A 15,055-nucleotide genomic window follows, 5' to 3' on the forward strand; every position below is an offset into this window, starting at 1 on the left:
GCTCGCACAAATTAGGAAATTTCCCTCAATAGCTCTGAATCGGGTGGTGCCACCGCCGGCCACGCCACCGTGATCTCGCCGAGCCGCCAACGGGCTGGCCGGTCCAGTACCGGCCAGCCGGCCGCCCGGACCGCCTCGACCGTACGCCGCCAGCGCTGCCGGGGACCGAACGTGGCGTACGGGGCCGCGTCCCGCCAGCCCTCCTCCAACGCCCGGACCAGCCCGTTTACGCCCGTCCCCGGCACGTTGTGGTGGATCAGCGCCTTCGGCAGCCGCTCGGCGAGCGTGGCCGGACTGTCGAGTGTGGAGAGCCGGGCGGCCAGGGTCAGCGACCGGGGTCCGGACGGGTCGACGAGCAGCCAGCTCGCCAGCCGCCCCAGCTCGTCACAGGTCCCCTCGACCAGCACCCCGCCCGGCGCCAGCGCCCCGGTCATGGTCCGCCAGGCCGGCACCACCTCCGGCTCGGCGTACTGCCGGAGCACGTTGAACGCCCGGACCAGCACCGGGCGCAGCCCGGCCAGCTCGAAGCCGCCCCGGCCGAAGGTGAGCCCCGGCGGGTCGGCGGCGGGCATTGCGGCGGCCACCCGTACCGGATCGATCTCCAGCCCGACCACCCGGACGTCCGGCCGGACGGCGGCCAACCGGGCACGCAGTTCGACCACGGTGACCGGGCTGGCGCCATAGCCGAGGTCCACCACCAGCGGGTCCCGGGCGTCCCGGAGCAGGTCGCCGCAGGTCGCCGCGATCCAGTTGTCCACCCGGCGCAGCCGGTTGGGATTGGTGGTCCCCCGGGTCACCGCTCCGACCGGGCGGGCCGGCCCGCCCCGCCCCGGTCCGGTCGGCGGCCCTGCCGGCCGCGCCACCCGGCTCACGCCCCGGCGTCGGTCCCGACCCGGTGCACCTTGTGCTGGGCCGCCTGGGCCAGCGGCCGGACCACCAGCCGGTCCACGTTGACGTGCTGCGGGCGGGTGGCGCACCAGGCGATGCAGTCCGCCACGTCGTCCGCGACCAGCGGCTCGGCGACCCCGGCGTACGCCGCCGTCGCGAGCTGCGCGTCGCCGCCGAACCGGACCAGCCCGAACTCCTCGGTTCGCACCATCCCCGGGTCGATCTCGATCACCCGGACCGGCCGTCCACAGAGTTCCAGCCGCAGCGTTCCGGTGAGCGCGGTCTGGGCGTGCTTGGCCGCCGCGTAGCCCCCACCGCCCTCGTAGACGATCAGACCGGCGGTGGAACTGACCACCACCACGGTGCCGGCGCCGGAGGACTCCAGGGCGGGCAGCAGCGCCTGGGTGACCCGGAGCGTGCCGAGCACGTTCACGTCGTACATCCACTGCCAGTCGGCGACCGAGCCCGACTCGACCGGGTCCAGCCCGTGCGCGCCGCCGGCGTTGTTGACCAGCAGGGTGACCGGGCCGCCGAGCCTTCCGGCGGCGGCGGCCAGTTCCGCCACCGACTCGTCGGAGGTGACGTCGCAGGGCTGCGCGGTGGCCGTACCGCCGGAGCGGCGGATCTCCTCGACCAGGGCGTCGAGCCGGTCGGCCCGGCGGGCGGCGGCGAGTACGGAGAACCCCTCGGCGGCCAGCCGGCGGGCCGTGGCGGCGCCGATCCCGCTGGACGCACCGGTGACGATCGCGACACGAGTCATCGGGACATTCTGGCCCAACCCGGCCCGGGGTCGCGGTCTGGGCCCGAATGAGGTCGGTCACCTCGTCGGGCACCCGGACGATTGACCGTCGCCCGATCGGGAAGATGACACCCACAGCGGTGGTTGCGCTGTGAGGTGACCCGGTCGTGCGGGACGGCGTAACACGTTGACAGAAGGAGCGGACGTGGCGGAACTGCACACCGGGGTGGCCCGGCAACGAGGTATCCAGCCGTGGCCGACGCCGCGCCGGATCGCCACCCTCTCCGTACACACGTCGCCGCTGCACCAACCCGGCACCGGTGACGCCGGAGGGATGAACGTCTACATCGTCGAGGTCTCCCGACGGCTGGCCGAGGCCGGCGTCGAGGTCGAGATCTTCACCCGGGCCACCGCCAGCGACCTGCCGCCGGTGGTCGAGATGGCCCCGGGGGTCAAGGTCCGGCACGTCACCTCCGGCCCGTTCGAGGGGCTGGCCAAGGAGGAACTGCCGGGCCAGCTCTGCGCCTTCACGGCCGGGGTACTGCGGGCCGAGGCCGCCCGCCCGCCGGGCTTCTACGACCTGATCCACTCGCACTACTGGCTCTCCGGGCAGGTCGGCTGGCTGGCCAAGGAGCGCTGGGGGGTGCCGCTGGTGCACACCGCGCACACCCTGGCCAAGGTCAAGAACGCCCGGCTCGCCGTGGGGGACCGGCCCGAGCCGAAGGCGCGGGTGATCGGCGAGGAGCAGGTGGTGGCCGAGGCCGACCGGCTGGTCGCGAACACCACGGTCGAGGCCCGGGACCTGATCTCCCGGTACGACGCCGACCCGGACCGGGTCGAGGTGGTACGCCCCGGCGTGGACCTGGACCGTTTCACCCCCTCCCCGGCCGGTCAGGAGGAGGCGGGCCGACTGGCCGCGCGGCGCCGGCTGGGGCTGCCCGAGCGGGGTACCGTCGTGGCGTTCGTCGGCCGGATCCAGCCGCTGAAGGCGCCGGACGTGCTGCTGCACGCGCTCGCCGAACTCTGGAACTGGCAGCCCCGGACCGCCGAGTCGGTCACCGTGGTGATCGCGGGCGGGCCGAGCGGCAGCGGCCTGGACCAGCCCACCTCGCTCATCGAACTGGCCGCCAAGCTCGGCGTCGGCGACGCGGTGCGCTTTCTGCCGCCGCAGACCGGTGACGACCTGCCGGCGCTGTACCGGGCCGCCGACCTGGTGGCGGTCCCGTCGCACAACGAGTCGTTCGGCCTGGTGGCCCTGGAGGCGCAGGCCTGCGGTACTCCGGTGGTCGCCGCTGCCGTGGGTGGGCTGATCACCGCCGTCCGGGACGGCGCCAGCGGGGTACTCGTCGACGGGCACCACCCCGGCGACTGGGCCCGGGTGCTCGGCGGCCTGCTGGCCGCACCCGGGCGGCGGGCCGAGCTGTCCCGGGGTGCGGTGGAGCACGCCCGTGCCTTCTCCTGGGCCCGTACCGCCACCGAGCTGCTCGGGGTCTACCGTGAGGCGGTGGCGGAGCACCGGGACCGGCTCGCCTCCGAACTCGCGGACGGTACGGCGACGCTGCCACTGGCGGCCTGCTGAGCCGAGCGCCTGGCGGCGTCTGGCGGAACCGACGGGGGAGCTGATCGACCTCGGGCTCGACGTCGCCGAGGACGGGAAGGTGGGTGCCGGGATGGCCTCTCGGGCGGAGATCGGTCGGCTGATCGAGGCAACCTGTGCCGATCGCGAGCTGCCCTGCGAGTCGACGGGCGAGTTCTCGTACGCGGTCACCCTGCCGGGTACGCACAAGCTCAGGACGGTCTGCAACCTGATCGTCGGCGAGCACGCGCTGCGGATCGAGGCGTTCGTGATGCGCCAGCCGGACGAGCGGCGTGAGGAACTCTTCACCTGGTTGCTCCAACGCAACGCCCGGATGTACGGGGTGGCGTTCTCCGTCGACGCGGTCGGCGACGTCTACCTGACCGGCCGGGTCGGCCTGGCCGGGGTGACCGAGGAGGAACTCGACCGGCTCTTCGGCTCGGTGCTGACGTACGCGGACGAGTCGTTCGACACCATGCTGGAGATCGGCTTCGGTACGGCGATCCGCCGGGAGTGGGAGTGGCGGGTCAAACGGGGCGAGTCGCTGGCGAACCTGCGGGCCTTCGCGCACCTGTTCGAGCGTTCGGCGGCGGATAACTCGGGTTTGGACCGCCCCTGACGGGTATGCCCCGGCGGCGGCACCAGGATGTGGCGATGGCCGCGCCGCCTGCCGAGGTCAGACTGTCAGAAGGAGCGTGAGGATCTCATGGCTCAGCGGAACAGTTCCGGTCGCGGCGCAACCGCGACCGCGACGAAGCGCCGATCCAGCAAAACGGCTGACATCAACGAGAGCAAGATCAACTCGATGAAGGCCGAGGACATCCGGGGACAGCTCCGGAAACGTGGTATTTCGGGCATATCTGCACTGCGCAAGATGGACCTGGTGAAGAGCCTGGTCCGGACGCTGCGGGCGGAGGGCGGACCAGGCGGCCGGAAGGCCACGGCGGCGCCGAGCAAGCGCGCCACCGCGAAGAAGGCGCCCGCCAAGCGGAGCACCGCGAAGAAGGCGCCGGCCCGTACGGTCGCGGCGAAGAAGGCCCCGGCCCGGAAGACCACCACCGCCCGGGCGACCGGCGCCAAGAAGGCGCCGGCCCGCAAGGCGACCGCGAAGAAGGCGCCGGCCCGGAAGAGCACCACCGCCCGGGCTGCCGGCGCGAAGAAGGCGCCGGCCCGGAAGGCCGCGGCGAAGAAGGCACCGGCCCGCAAGACCGTGGCCGCCGCGCGGAAGGCGCCGGCCCGCAAGTCCGTCACCTCCGCCCGGACCACGACCGGTACCCGCCGGACCGGCGCCACGTCGGCCCGGAAGGCGACCGGACCGGCCAAGGCGACCGGCGCCCGCGCCACCGGACCGGGCAAGGCCACCGGAGCCCGCAAGAGCACGGCGGCCAAGAGCACCACGGCCGCCCGCAAGACGACCGGGGCGCGGAAGTCGACCTCCGCACCGGCCGGCCGGGCGACCGGGGCCCGGAAGGGTACGGCGGCCAAGAGCACCACGACCGCCCGGAAGGGTACGGCCGCGAAGAGCAGCACGGCCGCCCGGAAGAGCACCGGTGGCCCGTCCACCGCGCAGGCCCGGCAGTCCACGTCGGGCGGCGGTGGGCAGTCCAAGTCGCTGAAGTACGCCCAGCCGATCTCCTCGGCGCAGGACGCTCCCGAGCGTCCGGGGCGGAGCCTGGTAACCCGGGAACACGACGTGATCCAGCGCTGGGCGGAGGCCCGGAACGCCCAACCGGCGACGATCGAGGGCACCGAACGCGAGGGTCGGCTCGGCGTACTGACGTTTGACTTCCCCGGTTGGCGGGAAGGCGGACGACTGAAGCCGGTGAGCTGGGACGAGTGGTTCCACACCTTCGACCTACGCCAACTGAATTTCATTTACCAGGAGCAGCTTTCCGACGGTCGGCAGAGCAACTTCTTCCGTACCGAATCGCCGATGCGCGAGGACGGGTGAGCATCGCCAGGGGCGGGCCGGGAATGATCCGGCGGCCTCGGGTGGTTGCACTACCAAGGTGCCGGAAATCGATCGCCCTTGGGTGTGATGGGCGAGACAGAGTTACCGGCTTGTGTCGGTCATCCGGCGACAACTAACGTTATTGCACGCGCCACGCTCGGACGCGTTCGGGGGAACGCCGGATCGCGCAGATCTGTGCACCGAGCACTGGCGCCTGGGGGACGGGTGGCAGTTGAGGCCGTTGGGGGACGGCGCCGCCACCTGTAACCGGCGGTGTGTGCGGGCGACGTTTACGGGGGTGAACGTCGCCCGCCGCCGCCGGTCCAGTCTGTCCGGCGCGGCTTCCGCGCCGACCCCGATTCGGCGTTAGCGTACGGCTGTGGACGCGACCGAGAAGATCTCTCCGTTGGCCGGTACGCCGATTTCCCGCCAGTCGAACGGAATTCCGCGAGCGACATCGGGATCCGGATTGTCCATCAACTGGAAGTGGACATGCGGTTCGGACGAGTTGCCGGAATTCCCACACTCCGCGACCGGCTGACCGGTTCGGACCCGGTCACCGGGCCGGACGAGCAGCGATCCGCGCCGTAGGTGCGCGTAGGCGGCGTACCGGCCGTCGCCGAGATCCAGGATCAGGTGGTTGCCGAGGATCTGACCGGGGCCGCCGATCTCCCGGAACAGCCCTTCGAAGATCAGGTAGACCAGTGCCGGGTACGAGTTCCGGCTGAGGTGGTCCCGGTTGCGGTCGACGGCCCGGACCACGGTGCCGTCGGCGACGGCCAGCAGCGGTGCCCCGAATCCGGGGAAGTCGCGGTTGCGCCGGACCAGCGGCCACCAGCCGAAGCGTGGACGCGGTGACTCCACCGGCTCGGCGACCAGGTCGATCGCGTACGCCTGGCCGTAGGCGCGTACGCCGTGGCTGGGTACCTTGCTGGTCGGGCTGTTCAGTGCCGACCATCGTCCGGTGACCGGCGGCTCGACCTCGACCGGTCGCTCCCCGGCCGGGTCCTGGCCGCCACGCGGGGCGAGCATCCGGCCCAGCACCACCCGCACGGCGATGGCGAGCGCGATGGCCAGCCAGCCCCACAGGGACGTGAAGTCGAGGAAGAAGCCGGCCACCAGGATCACCAGGAAGGCCAGCCAGCAGCAGCGGTGCAGGATCATCAGTGCCTTGAGCATCGCCAGTCTCCTTTCGGGCGTGCGTACGGGTCGGCGGTGCGGGCGCCCCGGTCAGGCGCGGGCGATGGCGATCGCCACCAGCAACGGCACCACCCGTCCCGCCGGCACCTCGTAGCGACCGCGACCCGGGCTGTGCAGCCAGCCGGCCGCGGCGAGTTGTCGCAGGTGGTGGTATGCCTGTCCGGTCGTGCCCAGGTCTTCGAGCGCGGTGAGTTCGGCGACGGTACGCCGACCGCCGAGGATCTCGCGGAGCAGCCGGAGCCGGACCGGATGGCCGAGTGCGGCGAAGGCGTCGGCCGCCCGGGTCCAGTCCTCCTCCTCGCCGTCGAGCAGTGCCTCGGTCGGCAGCCCGTACTGCCAGTCGTAGCGCTCGTTCGTGGCCAGCCGGACCGTTCCGGTGAAGAGCACCCCGCCCTGCTCGGCACCGAGCGCGGCGAGCCGTGTCTTGAGGCCGTCCAGGGCCCAAAAGTCGCCCTCGGTCGGCGCCGGCGGCGCCGGGGCGGGCGGCGCCGCCGTCCGCTCCTCCAGGGCGGTCAGTCGACGTTCGAGTTCCGCGACCCGTTCCTCGATGGTCATGAGTCGAGTCTACGTAACTACGTAATTTCTTGCTACCTGACGTCGGAGAGCGCCACCTCGTCCCGGCCGTGCGAGGGTTCAGACGTTGGCGGTGGCCGATGGTCTGGTCGGCGCCGCTTCGACGGCTGGTGCCGGCGCCGCTACGCCACCCCGGCCGGCCGGGACGGCGTCGACCGTGCGCAGTTCCCGGACCCGCCGTTCCCGTACCGGTCCGGAGAGCAGGTGGGCGACCGCCACCACCCCGCCGAGCGCCGCGCAGCCGAGCCAGAGCGCCGCGTTGCCGAACTGCTCCCGGACGAAGCCGCCGGCGATCGGGGCGGCGAAGGTCGCCACCGACCAGGAGAGTGAGAAGAGTCCCTGGTAGCGACCGCGCAGCGCGGCCGGGGACAGCTCGGCGATCAAAGTGGAGTTGGACGGCGAGTTCAGCATCTCGCCGAGGGTCCAGATCAGCACGGTGAGCACGTAGAACCAGGCCGCGTCCGCGAACGCGGTCAGCCCGAAGCCGACCCCGACGATCAGCGCCGCGAGCGCGAGTACCCCCGACCGGCTCCGCCCCCGGATCAGTCGCGGCACGAAGAGTTGCCCGGCCACGATCAGTACCCCGTTGACCGCGATCACCGAACCGTAGGTGGCCGGCGACAGCCCGTCCTGGCCCATCGCGATCGGCAGCATCGAGATGTGCTGCATGAAGACCAACGCCATCAGGATGTTCAGCCCGACGAAGCCGACGAAGACCCGGTCGCGCAGTGCGCTGCCCAGCCCGCCCCGGTGCGGGGCGGCCGGCCCGGTCGCCGGCTCCGCCCGCACCCGGCGGGTTTCGCGCACCTTGAAGAAGATGATCAGTGCGGTGGTGACCGTTGTCGTCGCGTCCACCACGAAGAGCAGCAGGTAGTTCGCCTCGGCGGCCAGCCCGGCGAGGATCGCGGCGCAGGCGAAGCCCAGGTTGATCGCCCAGTAGTTCAGGGTGAAGGCGCGCAGCCGGTCCCGCTCGGGTACGACGTCGACCATCATCGCGCCGAACGCCGGCCGGGCCGCCTCGGCGAACATCCCGAGCAGCAGCGCGCCGAGCCCGACCAGCCACAGTTCCCGGGCGAAGCCGAGCGCCAACATCATCGTCGCCGCGCCGAGGTGTGCGGTGAGCAGCGTGGGTCGCCGGCCCCACCGGTCGGCGAGGGTCCCGCCGGTCAGCGTGCCGACCGCACCGCCGGCGCCCCAGAGCCCGAGCACCACACCGGCCTGGAACTCGGAGAAGCCCCGCTCGGCGGTCAGGTAGATGGCCAGGAAGACGATGACGAAGGAGCCGAGCCGGTTGACCAGGGTGCCGGCCCAGAGGTACCAGAAGGTCCGGGGTAGGCCGCCGGTGGTGTCCTGGAACCAGTTCCGGACCGTCCGCATCCAGTGCCCCCCGTACCTGTAATGACCAGTTGGTCTTGAAACCCTTACGAAACTAGTGCGCCCCGTCCGGCCGGGTCATCCCGTTTTCCACGTGTCGGTCGTCACCCTGGGTCGCCGCACGCCTGCCCGGTGGGTCCGGCAGGATGAGTTCCATGACTGCGAGCACGAGTACTGGGCCGGAGGGAGCCGTGGTGGCAGGCGAGGGAGCCACGGTGGGCACGTTGGTGCTGCTCCGGCATGGCGAGAGCGACTGGAACGCCAAGAACCTCTTCACCGGCTGGGTCGACGTGGACCTCACGGCCAAGGGGGAGAGCGAGGCCCGGCGCGGCGGCGAGCTGCTGCGCGAGCACAACCTGCTGCCCGACGTACTGCACACCAGCGTGCTCCGCCGGGCGATCCGCACCGCCGAACTGGCCCTGAACGCCGCCGACCGGCACTGGATCGCCGTGCGTCGCTCGTGGCGGCTCAACGAGCGGCACTACGGTGCCCTCCAGGGCAAGGACAAGAAGCAGACCCTGGCCGAGTACGGCGAGGAGCAGTTCATGCTCTGGCGCCGCTCGTACGACACCCCGCCGCCGCCGATCGCCGACGGCGACGAGTGGTCCCAGGTCGGCGACCCCCGTTACGCCCTGCTGCCACCGGAGCTGATGCCGAAGACGGAGTGCCTCAAGGACGTCGTCGACCGGATGCTGCCGTACTGGTTCGACTCGATCGTGCCGGACATCCTGGCCGGCCGGACGGTGCTGGTCGCCGCGCACGGCAACTCGCTGCGGGCGCTGGTCAAGCACCTGGACGGGATCTCCGACGAGGCGATCGCCAAGCTCAACATCCCGACCGGGATCCCGCTGCGCTACGACCTCGACCGGTCGATGCGCCCGCTGGTGGCCGGCGGGGCGTACCTCGACCCCGAGGCGGCCAAGGACGCCGCCGCAGCGGTCGCCAACCAGGGCCGCTGACCTTCTCCGACGTCGAACGCCCCTTCCCGGCCCAGGGAAGGGGCGTTCGACGTGTGCGGAGTCAGTCGGTGACGGTCTCGCCGGTGACCAGGTAGACCACCCGGCGGCCGGCGTTCACCGCGTGGTCGGCGTACCGCTCGTAGAAGCGGCCGAGCAGGGTGGCGTCGATGGCGGTCTCCACCCCGTACGGCCAGTCGTCGGCGAGCAGCACCGCGAAGAGTTCCCGGTGCAGGTCGTCCATGGCGTCGTCGTCGCGGTCCAGCTCGGCGGCGAGGTCGGCGTCGGGCTTGGAGAGTACGTTTGCGATCTTGTCGGCGATCCGGTCCGCCACCCCCGCCATCTCGGTGAAGACCCGGCGCAGCTCGGCCGGTACGGCGGGCGACGGGTGCCGGCGGACCGCCGTCTTGGCCACGTGGTCGGCGAGGTCGCCCATCCGCTCCAGGTCGGCGGCGACGTGCAGGGCGGTGACCAGGGCGCGCAGGTCGGAGGCGACCGGTGCCTGCCGGGCCAGCAGGTCGCAGACCCGCTCCTCGACCTGCCGGTAGAGGGAGTCGATCTCCGCGTCCCGCTCGATCACGGATTCGGCGGCGGCCCGGTCGGCGGTGAGCAGTGCCCGGGTGGCGTGCCGCATCGCGGCCCGGATCGCCTCGGCCATGTCCACCAGCAACTGGCTCACGATGTTCAGGTCGACCCGGAATTCCTCGCGCATGATCACGTCCTGCTGGGAGTGGTGGTTTCGGCGCCCGTGACGGGTTCGCGCACGGACGGTATTACCGCTGTCGGTCCGGACCACGGTAGGGGGATCCGGCGGCGGCGTGGTGAACATCGGTGAACGGCGCTGGGCCGGCTGGTGAACATTCTCGGATGCGAGCGTGATTCGCCCAATTTTGCCTGGTCGACAGGTTAACGATGACCCTACGATCGCCGCGTGGAATGGGGGGTGGTCGCGGGCGTACTCGTCGGGCTTGGCCTCGGCCTATCCGCCGGTCCGCTCCGCCACCGGATCGCCGGATGGTTCTCGGCCGGCGGTACCGCGCCCGGACGGGGCGGGGTACGTAGTAACAGGAGGCCGGCGATAGCCACTGACGAGCAGGCCGGCGGGCTGCCCGGACTCGGCCGTAAAAGTCTTGACTCGCTCCGGGTCGGAGTGGTCGTACTCGACGCGCACGACGTCCCGGTCCTGGTGAACCCGGCCGCCCGGGCGATGGGACTGCTCCGGGTCGGCAACGCACCCGGCACGGTCGCCGCGCACCCGATCATCCGTACCCTGGCCGGCCAGGTGCGGCGCACCGGAGTGCGCCGCGAGGTCGAGCTGGACCTGCCCCGGGGCCGCGAGGGCGGAATGTCCGACCCGCTCGGCGTGCACCTGCGGGCGATGGGCCTCGGCTCCGGCTACGTCGCCGTCGAGGCGGCCGACGTGACCGAGTCGCACCGGGTCGCCCGGGTCCGCCGCGACTTCGTGGCCAACGTCAGCCACGAGCTGAAGACCCCGATCGGCGCGCTGCAACTGCTCGCCGAGGCGCTGCTGGACGCCACCGACCAGACCGCCGGAAACGGCGCGCTCGACCCGTCCGAGGACATGATCGCGGCCCGCCGGTTCGCCGAGCGGATCCAACACGAGTCCACCCGGCTCGGCAAGCTCGTCAACGAGCTGCTCGAACTCACCCGGTTGCAGGGTGCGGAGCCGCTGCCCGCGCCGGAACCGGTCGCGCTGGACTGGGTCACCGCCGAGGTCGTCGACCGGACCCGTACCGCCGCCACCGCCCGGGAGATCACCGTGGTGATCTCCGGCGACCGGGACCTGACGGTGTACGGCAGCGACAGCCAGATCGCCACCGCCGTCAGCAACCTGGTGGAGAACGCGATCGCGTACTCCGGGGAGCGGACCGAGGTCACGGTGCGAATCCGGAGCACCGAGGAGCACATCGAGATCGCCGTCACCGACCAGGGCATCGGGATCGCCCCGGACGACGTGGACCGGATCTTCGAGCGCTTCTACCGGGCCGACCAGGCCCGATCGCGGCAGACCGGCGGCACCGGCCTGGGACTGGCGATCGTCAAACACATCGCCACCAACCATGGCGGCCGGGTCGAGGTATCCAGCACCCTGGGTGGAGGCTCGACGTTCACCCTCCGGCTTCCCGCGCGTCCGCCGGACGCCTTCCTCCCGCCAGCCCCGTCAGTTGAGATCGAGACCGGTTCGTTCGGCTAGTTCCGAGCGGACCGTCACCAGAAAGGAAAGTCCGTGGCCCGCGTACTCGTGGTCGAGGATGAGGAGTCGTTTTCCGACGCCCTCTCCTACCTGCTGCGCAAGGAAGGATTCGAGGTCTCGGCCGCGGCGACCGGCACGGCGGCGCTTACCGAGTTCGACCGTACCGGCGCGGACATCGTGCTGCTCGACCTGATGTTGCCCGAGATGTCCGGTACCGAGGTGTGCCGGCAGCTCCGCCAGCGCTCCCAGGTGCCGATCATCATGGTCACCGCCCGGGACAGCGAGATCGACAAGGTGGTCGGGCTGGAGATCGGCGCCGACGACTACGTGACGAAGCCGTACTCGCCGCGCGAACTGGTCGCCCGGGTCCGGGCGGTACTCCGGCGGCGCGGCAACGAGACGATCGAGCCGGGCACCCCGACGCTGACCGCCGGCCCGGTCCGGATGGACATCGAGCGGCACGTGGTCACCGTCGACGGTGCCCCGGTGCAGTTGCCGCTCAAGGAGTTCGAGCTGCTGGAGCTGCTGCTCCGCAACGCCGGGCGGGTGCTCACCCGGGGGCAGTTGATCGACCGGGTCTGGGGCGCGGACTACGTCGGCGACACCAAGACCCTCGACGTACACGTCAAGCGGCTGCGCTCGAAGGTCGAGCCGGAGCCGTCCGCGCCACGGTTCATCGTCACCGTCCGGGGCTTGGGCTACAAGTTCGAGCCGTAGGCCGGCGACGCGCACCACAGGACGGCGCTGGTCAGCCCTTCGTGCCGCGCGGCCGGCGCTGCGCTGCCGGCCGGCGGCCAGCGGCGGCGGCCTTCGGGCTGGCCGGTTCCCGGCCGCCCTCGGCCCGCCCGCCCAGCACCGGGTCGGCCCCGGCGGTCGCCGGGTGCGTCGCCACCAGGCCGCGCCGCTCCCGCTCCGCACACAGTTCGGCCAACTTCGCGTACGCCGGCTTGCCGATCAACGCCGTCAACTCCGGCTCGTACGACCGCCACATCGCCTCGGTCCCGACGTGCGCCTCCGGCGACGAGGTGCACCACCAGTCGAGGTCGTGCCCGCCCGCGCCCCAGCCGCGCCGGTCGAACTCGCCAAGCGTCGAGACCAGCACCTTCGTCCCGTCGGGACGCTTCACCCAGTCCTGGTCCCGGCGCACCGGCAGTTGCCAGCAGACGTCCGGCTTGTATTCCAGCGGATGTACGCCGTCGCGCAGCGCCTGGGCGTGCAGCGCGCAGCCGCCGCCACCGGCGAAGCCGGCCTCGTTGAGGAAGACGCACGGCGCGTCCTCGCTGCGGGTCGCCGTACGCCGGGCCGGCGTCTCGCCGTCCACCGAGTCCATTTCGGTGTAGTTCTTGAAACCCCGCCGGTAGTGCTGCCAGGTCTGCGGGGTGAGACGCCTGACCGCCGCCCGGACCCGCTTCTCGTCGTCGGCGTCGGTGAAGAACGCACCGTGCGAGCAGCAGCCGTCGGCGGCCCGGCCGGCGATGATGCCGTGGCAGGTCTGCCCGAAGACACAGGTCCAGCGGGAGAGTAGCCAGGTCAGGTCGGCCCGGATCAGGTGCTCGGGGTCGGCCGGGTCGGCGAACTCGAGCCACTCCCGGGGAAAGTCGAGCGGGACCTCCCGGCTGCGGGGGTCGGCGGGGTCGTCCACCAGGATCCGGAGCTGGTTGCGTGCTGCTGCCACCCGGTCAGCCTACGCCCGCTATCCGCCCGCGACCTGCGTCTAGTGTCTTTCCCATGCGACTCGGCGTGCTTGATGTCGGTTCCAACACCGTGCACCTTCTGGTCGTGGACGCGCACCACGGCGCACACCCCTGGCCGGCGCACTCGGAGAAGGCGGTGATCCGGCTCGCCGAGCAGATCGGCCGGGACGGCGAGTTGACCGTGGCGGGCGCGGACGCGCTGGTCGAGGCGGTGAACGAGGCGAAGATGTCGGCGGCCCGGCTGACCGCCGACGACCTGCTGGCCTTCGCGACCTCCGCGGTCCGGGACGCCACCAACGCGCCGGAGGTGCTGACCCGGGTCCGGACCGAGACCGGGGTACGCCTCCAGGTGCTCTCCGGCGCCGACGAGGCCCGGATGACGTTCCTTGCCGTACGCCGCTGGTTCGGCTGGTCGGCGGGGCGACTGCTGGTACTCGACATCGGCGGCGGTTCGCTGGAGATGGCGGCCGGGATCGACGAGGAGCCCGAGTTCGCCCAGTCGCTGCCGCTCGGCGCCGGCCGGCTCACCCGGGAGTGGCTGGAGGTGGGGCCGGACAGCCACCACACCCCGTCGGCGGCGGCGGTGGCCAAGCTGGCGGCGTACGTCGAGGAGATGCTGGACACCGTCGTCGACGACACCGTCGAGGTGGGCTGGGACCGGGTCGCCGCCACCAGCAAGACGTTCCGGACCCTGGCCCGGCTGGCCGGGGCGGCGCCGTCGGCGGACGGGCTCTGGGCACCACGCAGCCTCTCCCAGACCGGGCTGCGGCAGGTGATCGGGTTCATCCGGCACATACCGCCCAGCAAGCTCGCCGAACTCGAAGGGGTCAGCGCCCGCCGGGCGCACCAGTTGCTGGCCGGCGCGATCGTGGCGGAGGCGGCGATGCGCCGGCTCGGGGTGGAGAACCTGGACATCTGCCCGTGGGCGCTGCGGGAGGGGGTCATCCTGCGCCGGCTCGATCTGCTGGAGCCGGCACTGGGCCCACGAGAGCCCGTCTGAGCTGCGCTTTCGTCCCCCGGAGTCCCGTCGCGTGCGGTCCGCCACCGGGTGCGAGCTGGCGGGTCGGGCTACCCTGAGACCGTGACCACCCGCGTACTGCTGTCGAGTTCCTCGGTCTTTCCCGAGCCGACCGCCGCCGCTTTCGAGATGGCGGCGGCGCTCGGCTACGACGGCGTCGAGGTGATGGTCTGGACCGACGCGGTCAGCCAGGACGCCGGAGCGCTGCGCGGCCTGGCCCGGCACTACGGCGTACCGGTGCTCTCGGTGCACTCGCCCTGCCTGCTGGTCACCCAGCGGGTGTGGAGTTCCGACCCGTGGGAGCGGCTGCGCCGCTCGGCGGTACTCGCCGAGACGCTGGAGGCGTCGACGGTGGTGGTGCACCCGCCGTTCACCTGGCAGCGGGACTACGCCCGCTCGTTCGTCGACGGGCTGGCCCGGCTCGGCGGCGAGCACCCGGGGATCCGGTTCGCGGTGGAGAACATGTACCCGGTCCGGATGGCCGGCCGGGAGTTCGTGCCCTACATGCCGGGCTGGAACCCGACCGACACCGGTTACCCCGCCTACACCCTGGACCTGTCGCACTGCGCCGCCTCGCACAGCGACGCGCTGGAGATGGCCGACACGATGGGGTCCGGGCTGGCCCACGTACACCTCGGGGACGGCACCGGCGAGGGCCGGGACGAGCACCTGGTGCCCGGCCGGGGTACCCAGCCCTGCGCCGAGCTGCTGGCCTCGCTGGCCGGCCGCGGCTTCACCGGCTCGGTCGCGGTGGAGGTCTCCACCCGGCGGGCCCGCAGCCGCGCCGACCGGGAGGACGACCTGCGGGCGGCGCTGGAGTTCGCCCGCCAGCACCTGGCCGCACCGACCCCGGTCGACGCCCGCTGACGAG

General features: G+C 72.1%; 15 protein-coding genes. 8 read left to right on the forward strand and 7 right to left on the reverse strand.

What is annotated here, in order from left to right:
* Positions 1–11: 11 nt before the first annotated feature.
* Both Pen02_RS01900 and Pen02_RS01905 read right to left on the reverse strand, forming a co-directional pair.
* Positions 12–797, reverse strand: a complete 786-nt coding sequence (locus Pen02_RS01900) for a class I SAM-dependent methyltransferase (protein ID WP_239139885.1) — start codon at positions 795–797, stop codon at positions 12–14.
* A 71-nt stretch (positions 798–868) separates the two neighbouring features.
* Positions 869–1,648 carry an SDR family oxidoreductase gene (locus Pen02_RS01905; RefSeq protein WP_203864113.1) on the reverse strand — a complete coding sequence of 260 codons (780 nt, stop codon included), beginning with the start codon at positions 1,646–1,648 and terminating at the stop codon, positions 869–871.
* A 184-nt stretch (positions 1,649–1,832) separates the two neighbouring features.
* Between Pen02_RS01905 and mshA the strand changes: the two genes are divergently transcribed.
* From mshA to Pen02_RS01920, 3 genes are all read left to right on the forward strand, one after another.
* Complete coding sequence (mshA, locus tag Pen02_RS01910) at positions 1,833–3,206, forward strand: D-inositol-3-phosphate glycosyltransferase (RefSeq protein WP_203864114.1); 1,374 nt, start codon at positions 1,833–1,835, stop codon at positions 3,204–3,206.
* Between the two features lie 91 nt (positions 3,207–3,297).
* Complete coding sequence (locus Pen02_RS01915; RefSeq protein ID WP_203864115.1) at positions 3,298–3,822, forward strand: type III secretion system chaperone family protein; 525 nt, start codon at positions 3,298–3,300, stop codon at positions 3,820–3,822.
* Positions 3,823–3,909: 87 nt separating this feature from the next.
* On the forward strand, positions 3,910–5,154 hold the full coding sequence (locus tag Pen02_RS01920) for a hypothetical protein (protein WP_203864116.1): 1,245 nt from the start codon (positions 3,910–3,912) through the stop codon (positions 5,152–5,154).
* Positions 5,155–5,520: 366 nt separating this feature from the next.
* Here the strand turns inward: Pen02_RS01920 and Pen02_RS01925 are convergent, their stop codons facing one another.
* The 3 genes from Pen02_RS01925 to Pen02_RS01935 all read right to left on the reverse strand — a co-directional run bounded on the left by Pen02_RS01925 (position 5,521) and on the right by Pen02_RS01935 (position 8,304).
* Positions 5,521–6,333 (reverse strand): M23 family metallopeptidase, encoded by an 813-nt coding sequence (locus Pen02_RS01925; RefSeq protein ID WP_239139887.1) that lies wholly within the window; start codon positions 6,331–6,333, stop codon positions 5,521–5,523.
* A 51-nt stretch (positions 6,334–6,384) separates the two neighbouring features.
* Positions 6,385–6,909: an ArsR/SmtB family transcription factor gene (locus Pen02_RS01930; protein ID WP_203864117.1), complete on the reverse strand. Its 525-nt coding sequence runs from the start codon at positions 6,907–6,909 to the stop codon at positions 6,385–6,387.
* A 78-nt stretch (positions 6,910–6,987) separates the two neighbouring features.
* Positions 6,988–8,304 (reverse strand): MDR family MFS transporter, encoded by a 1,317-nt coding sequence (locus Pen02_RS01935; RefSeq protein WP_203864118.1) that lies wholly within the window; start codon positions 8,302–8,304, stop codon positions 6,988–6,990.
* A 188-nt stretch (positions 8,305–8,492) separates the two neighbouring features.
* Here Pen02_RS01935 and Pen02_RS01940 point away from each other — a divergent pair, with 188 nt between their 5' ends.
* Positions 8,493–9,260, forward strand: coding sequence for a phosphoglyceromutase (locus Pen02_RS01940; protein ID WP_203864323.1), 768 nt, complete (start codon positions 8,493–8,495; stop codon positions 9,258–9,260).
* Positions 9,261–9,321: 61 nt separating this feature from the next.
* On the opposite strand, the gene phoU is transcribed toward Pen02_RS01940, so the two are convergent.
* Complete coding sequence (gene phoU / locus Pen02_RS01945) at positions 9,322–9,969, reverse strand: phosphate signaling complex protein PhoU (protein ID WP_203864119.1); 648 nt, start codon at positions 9,967–9,969, stop codon at positions 9,322–9,324.
* A 219-nt stretch (positions 9,970–10,188) separates the two neighbouring features.
* Here phoU and Pen02_RS01950 point away from each other — a divergent pair, with 219 nt between their 5' ends.
* Positions 10,189–11,472: a sensor histidine kinase gene (locus tag Pen02_RS01950; protein ID WP_203864120.1), complete on the forward strand. Its 1,284-nt coding sequence runs from the start codon at positions 10,189–10,191 to the stop codon at positions 11,470–11,472.
* 33 nt (positions 11,473–11,505) lie between these two features.
* On the forward strand, positions 11,506–12,189 hold the full coding sequence (locus Pen02_RS01955) for a response regulator (protein WP_203864121.1): 684 nt from the start codon (positions 11,506–11,508) through the stop codon (positions 12,187–12,189).
* Positions 12,190–12,220: 31 nt separating this feature from the next.
* Here the strand turns inward: Pen02_RS01955 and Pen02_RS01960 are convergent, their stop codons facing one another.
* On the reverse strand, positions 12,221–13,120 hold the full coding sequence (locus Pen02_RS01960) for a DUF3109 family protein (RefSeq protein ID WP_203864324.1): 900 nt from the start codon (positions 13,118–13,120) through the stop codon (positions 12,221–12,223).
* An 80-nt stretch (positions 13,121–13,200) separates the two neighbouring features.
* On the opposite strand from Pen02_RS01960, the gene Pen02_RS01965 reads away from it, so the two are divergent.
* Together Pen02_RS01965 and Pen02_RS01970 are read left to right on the forward strand one after the other, a co-directional pair.
* On the forward strand, positions 13,201–14,166 hold the full coding sequence (locus Pen02_RS01965; RefSeq protein ID WP_203864122.1) for a Ppx/GppA phosphatase family protein: 966 nt from the start codon (positions 13,201–13,203) through the stop codon (positions 14,164–14,166).
* A 147-nt stretch (positions 14,167–14,313) separates the two neighbouring features.
* Entirely contained in the window at positions 14,314–15,051 is a 738-nt protein-coding gene (locus tag Pen02_RS01970) for a sugar phosphate isomerase/epimerase family protein (RefSeq protein ID WP_203864325.1), read from the forward strand.
* Positions 15,052–15,055 lie beyond the last annotated feature (4 nt).

The organism is Plantactinospora endophytica, from assembly GCF_016862915.1.
GTDB classification, from domain to species: Bacteria; Actinomycetota; Actinomycetes; order Mycobacteriales; family Micromonosporaceae; genus Plantactinospora; species Plantactinospora endophytica.

What these genes read in the sequence shown, in the direction of transcription:
- Pen02_RS01935 (WP_203864118.1), bottom strand. Translation starts at nt 8,304, where the DNA reads ATGCGGACGGTCCGGAACTGGTTCCAGGACACCACCGGCGGCCTACCC.
- Pen02_RS01915 (WP_203864115.1), top strand. Translation starts at nt 3,298, where the DNA reads ATGGCCTCTCGGGCGGAGATCGGTCGGCTGATCGAGGCAACCTGTGCC.
- Pen02_RS01920 (WP_203864116.1), top strand. Translation starts at nt 3,910, where the DNA reads ATGGCTCAGCGGAACAGTTCCGGTCGCGGCGCAACCGCGACCGCGACG.
- Pen02_RS01905 (WP_203864113.1), bottom strand. Translation starts at nt 1,648, where the DNA reads ATGACTCGTGTCGCGATCGTCACCGGTGCGTCCAGCGGGATCGGCGCC.
- Pen02_RS01965 (WP_203864122.1), top strand. Translation starts at nt 13,201, where the DNA reads ATGCGACTCGGCGTGCTTGATGTCGGTTCCAACACCGTGCACCTTCTG.
- Pen02_RS01930 (WP_203864117.1), bottom strand. Translation starts at nt 6,909, where the DNA reads ATGACCATCGAGGAACGGGTCGCGGAACTCGAACGTCGACTGACCGCC.
- Pen02_RS01970 (WP_203864325.1), top strand. Translation starts at nt 14,314, where the DNA reads ATGGCGGCGGCGCTCGGCTACGACGGCGTCGAGGTGATGGTCTGGACC.
- phoU (WP_203864119.1), bottom strand. Translation starts at nt 9,969, where the DNA reads ATGCGCGAGGAATTCCGGGTCGACCTGAACATCGTGAGCCAGTTGCTG.
- Pen02_RS01925 (WP_239139887.1), bottom strand. Translation starts at nt 6,333, where the DNA reads ATGCTCAAGGCACTGATGATCCTGCACCGCTGCTGCTGGCTGGCCTTC.